General features: G+C 28.7%; 1 protein-coding gene. It reads right to left on the reverse strand.

The annotated features are described in order from the left end of the window. Nucleotides 1-506: 506 nt before the first annotated feature. On the reverse strand, nucleotides 507-980 hold the full coding sequence (locus HMPREF9144_RS12460) for a hypothetical protein (protein ID WP_006046502.1): 474 nt from the start codon (nucleotides 978-980) through the stop codon (nucleotides 507-509). Between the last annotated feature and the right edge of the window lie 409 nt (nucleotides 981-1,389).

Consider the following 1,389-nt stretch of genomic DNA (forward strand, 5'->3'; position numbering starts at 1 on the left):
CAAATGTAAAAGAATGTAGATTAGACGTTTGACCTGCAGAATACAATTCTACTTTTTTCAACGCAATGTTTTTTATATCATTATTTTATTTATTTTCAAACTTAATGGGGAATACTATCTCTTCGCGTTAAAGATAATGAAAATAAAATGATTTTTTAGTTTCTTCTTATTTATTCTACATATATTTGTTGCGCTTTACCTTAAATACAGATTAATGAAACAGGATTTTATAATAACTTATATCCTATTCTTGCTGCATATTGTTACTGAGTATAAGCTAAAAGCATATCGTGTAAATAAGGAACAATGAAAACATATTATAAATGTCCATACCAAAGTTTTCTTATACTCAAAGTATAATTGGAGATTTTAAGTCTCTACATATAAAATAATTAAGTAGAGAGCAAACACTAATTTTACAAGTGATACTCCCTACTCAATTTTTCTATCTGCATAAAAACTAATTATGCTGTTATGCAATGCTTAGATTTCTTTGCTTAAAAATCTTATTTAAGCCTTACACTTGTACCGCCCCTTTCGCCTAAAACGGCTAAACCAACCTCAATATCAGCTGGTTTCTTGCCAGTATATGTTATGGCGTATGCCTTTTTGTGTGCCGTAGTAGATATTCTTTCGAGTGTTCCCCAGTTATAAATCTTAATCAATGATGCTTCACCATTAGAATATTCTACTTCTCCATAGGTTGTACCATTTATTTCAAACTTTGTCTGTTTTCCATAAAGGGCATTTACTTCACAAATCTCCTTACCATCAGACTTGTTGATTAGATTAATATAGTGTAATTTAAAATCTTTGTTGTCTTTAACAAATAGTGTGTCTTTGCCAGTTTGTGAAGTAGAAATTTGAAATTCAGTCTTATTAACAGCTGGCGGGGCACTGTCAAAATCGCCTTTATTATCGCAAGAGATAAGAGATGATACTACAGATGCGATAATTACTAAATACTTGAAATTTTTCATAACTTTTTTTTATAAGATTTATATTCTTTTTCTTGAACTACCAATTCTTCTCATTTTTGTAGGTATAACTATAATAATATAGCTTGTGTGGGTAGAGAGCTACTTAAAATAGACCTAGTTGAGCCTTGACTTTTTATGCTTTTTGCAAAATCAATGGCTGTTTGAGAAATATAATTCTCGTTGTTAGGTTTTAAATTTGTTTTTGTAGTGAAGTCATCGTCTTCAGTACATGAAGTAAATGTAAATGTTCCCAACATTAACATTCCTAATAAAAAACACTTTTTTCATTTTTAAAGATTTAATTAATATTTTGTAATGATAGTAATAAGGTGATGCAAAGGTAAAAAATAATTTATATAAAAAAAACAAATTAACACAAATTGTCACTGTTTTATCTTGAATAACTTGC

This window comes from Prevotella pallens ATCC 700821 (assembly GCF_000220255.1).
Lineage (GTDB): Bacteria > Bacteroidota > Bacteroidia > Bacteroidales > Bacteroidaceae > Prevotella > Prevotella pallens.

What these genes read in the sequence shown, in the direction of transcription:
- HMPREF9144_RS12460 (WP_006046502.1), bottom strand. Translation starts at nt 980, where the DNA reads ATGAAAAATTTCAAGTATTTAGTAATTATCGCATCTGTAGTATCATCT.